The 5645-nt window shown below is 46.9% G+C and carries 2 tRNA genes and 3 rRNA genes; all 5 read left to right on the top strand.

Annotated features, from left to right (window positions below):
- Nucleotides 1-510 precede the first annotated feature (510 nt).
- Nucleotides 511-2026, top strand: a 16S ribosomal RNA gene (locus ACWPKD_RS15140).
- 83 nt (nucleotides 2027-2109) lie between these two features.
- A tRNA-Ile gene (locus ACWPKD_RS15135) sits at nucleotides 2110-2183 on the top strand.
- 139 nt (nucleotides 2184-2322) lie between these two features.
- Nucleotides 2323-2396 (top strand) — tRNA-Ala (locus ACWPKD_RS15130).
- A 100-nt stretch (nucleotides 2397-2496) separates the two neighbouring features.
- A 23S ribosomal RNA gene (locus ACWPKD_RS15125) occupies nucleotides 2497-5373 on the top strand.
- A gap of 119 nt (nucleotides 5374-5492) precedes the next feature.
- Nucleotides 5493-5602, top strand: a 5S ribosomal RNA gene (gene rrf, locus ACWPKD_RS15120).
- Together the 16S, 23S and 5S rRNA genes with 2 tRNA genes alongside form the textbook arrangement of a ribosomal RNA operon.
- The last annotated feature ends 43 nt before the right edge of the window (nucleotides 5603-5645 follow it).

Below are 5645 nucleotides of genomic sequence, written 5' to 3'. Positions count from 1 at the left end.
AAAAGAGTGCTACTTTTGCACCCGCAATAACGGCATAGTTCTTACGACATTTTGAAACAAACCGAGTCAAAAAGATTTTGAAAAAAAGTTGAAAAAAGATTTGGATTGTAAAGAATAAAGAAACTATCTTTGCAGCCCGCAAATAGGGGGAAGTTCTTAAAAATATTGAGCAGTTGGTTTTGAAAAACGGTTTAGCAATAAATCGAAAAAAAATTCAAAAAAAGCTTGCGAGATTTAAAAAGAGGTTCTACTTTTGCAACCCGCAAAACAAGGGAAGTTCATTTGAAATACTGGTCAAAACGAAAAGAAAATTTTTTCAAAAAAAAGTTTCAAAAAGTTTTGCAGTTTTAAAAAGAAGTTTTACTTTTGCACCCGCTATCAGAAATGATAGTGACAGAATAAAAGAAGACACGTTCATAGACATATTGAATTGACAGCAAATATAAGAGAGAGTAAGACTTTTTCGAGTAGATTTGAAAAACCTAGCATTTATCGACAATATTAAAATATACGATGAAGAGTTTGATCCTGGCTCAGGATGAACGCTAGCGGCAGGCCTAACACATGCAAGTCGAGGGGTAGAATTAGCTTGCTAATTTGAGACCGGCGCACGGGTGCGTAACGCGTATGCAATCTGCCTTGTACTGAGGGATAGCCCAGAGAAATTTGGATTAATACCTCATAGTGTTATTGAATGGCATCATTTGATAACTAAAGTTCCAACGGTACAAGATGAGCATGCGTCCCATTAGTTAGTTGGTAAGGTAACGGCTTACCAAGACGATGATGGGTAGGGGTCCTGAGAGGGAGATCCCCCACACTGGTACTGAGACACGGACCAGACTCCTACGGGAGGCAGCAGTGAGGAATATTGGTCAATGGGCGCAAGCCTGAACCAGCCATGCCGCGTGCAGGATGACGGTCCTATGGATTGTAAACTGCTTTTATACGGGAAGAAACACTCCTACGTGTAGGAACTTGACGGTACCGTAAGAATAAGGATCGGCTAACTCCGTGCCAGCAGCCGCGGTAATACGGAGGATCCAAGCGTTATCCGGAATCATTGGGTTTAAAGGGTCCGTAGGCGGTCTTATAAGTCAGTGGTGAAAGCCCATCGCTTAACGATGGAACGGCCATTGATACTGTAAGACTTGAATTACTTGGAAGTAACTAGAATATGTAGTGTAGCGGTGAAATGCTTAGATATTACATGGAATACCAATTGCGAAGGCAGGTTACTACAAGTGGATTGACGCTGATGGACGAAAGCGTGGGGAGCGAACAGGATTAGATACCCTGGTAGTCCACGCCGTAAACGATGGATACTAGCTGTTCGGAGCAATCTGAGTGGCTAAGCGAAAGTGATAAGTATCCCACCTGGGGAGTACGCACGCAAGTGTGAAACTCAAAGGAATTGACGGGGGCCCGCACAAGCGGAGGAGCATGTGGTTTAATTCGATGATACGCGAGGAACCTTACCAGGGCTTAAATGGGAGACGACAGTTTGGGAAACCAGATTTTCTTCGGACGTCTTTCAAGGTGCTGCATGGTTGTCGTCAGCTCGTGCCGTGAGGTGTCAGGTTAAGTCCTATAACGAGCGCAACCCCTATTGTTAGTTGCCAGCGGGTCATGCCGGGAACTCTAACAAGACTGCCGGTGCAAACCGTGAGGAAGGTGGGGATGACGTCAAATCATCACGGCCCTTACGTCCTGGGCTACACACGTGCTACAATGGACGGTACAGAGAGCAGCCACTGCGCAAGCAGGAGCGAATCTTCAAAGCCGTTCTCAGTTCGGATCGGAGTCTGCAACTCGACTCCGTGAAGCTGGATTCGCTAGTAATCGCATATCAGCCATGATGCGGTGAATACGTTCCCGGGCCTTGTACACACCGCCCGTCAAGCCATGGAAGCTGGGGGTACCTGAAGTCGGTGACCGCAAGGAGCTGCCTAGGGTAAAACTAGTAACTGGGGCTAAGTCGTAACAAGGTAGCCGTACCGGAAGGTGCGGCTGGAACACCTCCTTTCTAGAGAAAAGATAAACGCGGTTTTTTTGCGAAAGATAGAGGATTACTCTCGCTGTTAGTTCAAAATATAACTTAAAATACAGAGTCTCGTAGCTCAGCTGGTTAGAGTACTACACTGATAATGTAGGGGTCGGCAGTTCGAGTCTGCCCGGGACTACTTTTTTAAGAATTATAAGTTATAAATTATAAGTTATAAGTTAAAAAGGAGTATGAAAGTTATAAAAAAAGGAAATTCTAGAGTTGAGACGTTATGAATGGTAATTCATAATTCATAATTCACAATTCATAATTAGATTGGGGGATTAGCTCAGCTGGCTAGAGCGCCTGCCTTGCACGCAGGAGGTCATCGGTTCGACTCCGATATTCTCCACTGGTTTCGAAAGAGACAACCGTTCATTGACATATTGAGATAAGAAAAATACAAACAAAAAGTAGAAAGCATAGGTTCTATAGTGATATAGAAACCACATACATAAGCAAAATAAGGGCGTATGGGGGATGCCTAGGCTCTCAGAGGCGATGAAGGACGTGATAAGCTGCGATAAGCTGCGGGGATTGGCACATACGAATTAATCCGCAGATTTCCGAATGGGGCAACCCAATACATTGAAGATGTATTACCCGATAGGGGGCAAACCCGCTGAACTGAAACATCTAAGTAGGCGGAGGAGAAGAAAACAAAAGTGATTCCGTAAGTAGTGGCGAGCGAACGCGGATTAGCCCAAACCAATGTTGTTACGGCAATGTTGGGGTTGTAGGACCACGACATTTCTTGCGGATTGAATCAGAATAACCTGGAAAGGTTAACCACAGAGGGTGATAGTCCCGTATGAGTAAGAGAAGATAAGGATAGTGGTATCCTGAGTAGGGCGGGGCACGTGAAACCCTGTCTGAATCTGGCGGGACCATCCGCTAAGGCTAAATACTCCTGAGAGACCGATAGTGAACCAGTACTGTGAAGGAAAGGTGAAAAGAACCGTGAATAACGGAGTGAAATAGATCCTGAAACCATACGCTTACAAGCGGTCGGAGCCCTTTAGTGGGGTGACGGCGTGCCTTTTGCATAATGAGCCTACGAGTTACCGTTGCTGGCAAGGATAAGCACTTCAGGTGTGGATCCGTAGCGAAAGCGAGTCTGAATAGGGCGCTTTAGTCAGTAGTGGTAGACGCGAAACCGTGTGATCTACCCATGGGCAGGATGAAGCTGTGGTAACACACAGTGGAGGTCCGAACCGGTTGACGTTGAAAAGTCTTCGGATGACCTGTGGGTAGGGGTGAAAGGCCAATCAAACTCGGAAATAGCTCGTACTCCCCGAAATGCATTTAGGTGCAGCGCTGAGCATAAAGTTATATAGAGGTAGAGCTACTGATTGGATGCGGGGGCTTCACCGCCTACCAATTCCTGACAAACTCCGAATGCTATATAATGTTTCTCAGCAGTGAGGGCATGGGTGCTAAGGTCCATGTCCGAGAGGGAAAGAACCCAGACCATCAGCTAAGGTCCCCAAATGTATGCTAAGTTGAAAAAACGAGGTTTGTCTGCCCAGACAGCTAGGATGTTGGCTTGGAAGCAGCCATTCATTTAAAGAGTGCGTAACAGCTCACTAGTCGAGCGGACGAGCATGGATAATAATCGGGCATAAGTATACTACCGAAGCTATGGATTTGACGTAAGTCAAGTGGTAGGGGAGCATTCTAACAGGGTTGAAGGTGTGAGGCGACTCATGCTGGACTGGTTAGAAAAGAAAATGTAGGCATAAGTAACGATAATGCGGGCGAGAAACCCGCACACCGAAAGACTAAGGTTTCCTCAGCTATGCTAATCAGCTGAGGGTTAGTCGGGTCCTAAGGCGAACCCGAAAGGGACAGTCGATGGCCAACGGGTTAATATTCCCGTACTACTGTTAATTGTGATGGGGTGACGGAGTGATGAAAGTACCGCGAACTGACGGAATAGTTCGTTAAAGCACCTACCTATAGGTCCTGTAGTAAAATGCGCAGGAACTGGGGAAATGCGATAGTACACGGAGTCTTCGGACAAAGTGATAGTGTACCTAAGGGCTTCCAAGAAAAACCTCTAAACTTAGATTAACAGTACCCGTACCGTAAACCGACACAGGTAGTCGAGGAGAGAATCCTAAGGTGCTCGAGAGATTCATGGCTAAGGAATTAGGCAAAATAGACCTGTAACTTCGGGAGAAAGGTCGCCAGCGCAAGCTGGCCGCAGTGAAAAGGTCCAGGCGACTGTTTATCAAAAACACAGGGCTCTGCAAAATCGTAAGATGAAGTATAGGGCCTGACACCTGCCCGGTGCTGGAAGGTTAAGAGGAGATGTTATCTTCGGAGAAGCATTGAATTGAAGCCCCAGTAAACGGCGGCCGTAACTATAACGGTCCTAAGGTAGCGAAATTCCTTGTCGGGTAAGTTCCGACCTGCACGAATGGTGTAACGATCTGGACACTGTCTCAGCCATGAGCTCGGTGAAATTGTAGTATCGGTGAAGATGCCGATTACCCGCAGTGGGACGAAAAGACCCTGTGCACCTTTACTATAGCTTAGTATTGACCTTGGATAAGTGATGTGTAGGATAGGTGGGAGACTGTGAAATGGCGTCGCCAGGCGTTGTGGAGTCATTGTTGAAATACCACCCTTTGCTTATCTGAGGCCTAACCCCGCAAAGCGGGGGACATTGCTTGGTGGGTAGTTTGACTGGGGTGGTCGCCTCCAAAAGAGTAACGGAGGCTTCTAAAGGTTCCCTCAGCACGCTTGGTAACCGTGCGTAGAGTGCAATGGCATAAGGGAGCTTGACTGAGAGACATACAGGTCGATCAGGTACGAAAGTAGAGCATAGTGATCCGGTGGTTCCGCATGGAAGGGCCATCGCTCAAAGGATAAAAGGTACGCCGGGGATAACAGGCTGATCTCCCCCAAGAGCTCATATCGACGGGGGGGTTTGGCACCTCGATGTCGGCTCGTCACATCCTGGGGCTGGAGAAGGTCCCAAGGGTTGGGCTGTTCGCCCATTAAAGTGGCACGCGAGCTGGGTTCAGAACGTCGTGAGACAGTTCGGTCTCTATCTACTGTGGGCGTTAGAAATTTGAGTGGATCTGACTCTAGTACGAGAGGACCGAGTTGGACTGACCTCTAGTGTATCTGTTGTCTCGCCAGGGGCACCGCAGAGTAGCTACGTCGGGAAGGGATAAGCGCTGAAAGCATATAAGCGCGAAACCCACCACAAGATGAGATTTCTTTTAAGGGTCGTGGAAGATGACCACGTTGATAGGCTATAGATGTAAAGGCAGTAATGTCATAGTCGAGTAGTACTAATAACCCGTAAGCTTATGTATCGATTCCCCCGACCCAGTCGGGGGAGCTTAAACTTTTGAAACTTTACTTATCTCAGTATGTTAAGATATTTTGTAATGTTGGTCTAGTCCTAAGACGAGATTACCCTTGCATAACGACTTAAGGTGGTTATTGCGGCGGGGCTCACCTCTTCCCATTCCGAACAGAGAAGTTAAGCCCGCCTGCGCAGATGGTACTGCAATCCTGTGGGAGAGTATGTCGCCGCCTTTCTTTTGAAAAGCCCTTCATGATAATGAAGGGCTTTTTTGTTTTA

Source organism: Flavobacterium pedocola (assembly GCF_053764385.1).
This window is presented reverse-complemented; position numbering and strand designations above follow the sequence as displayed.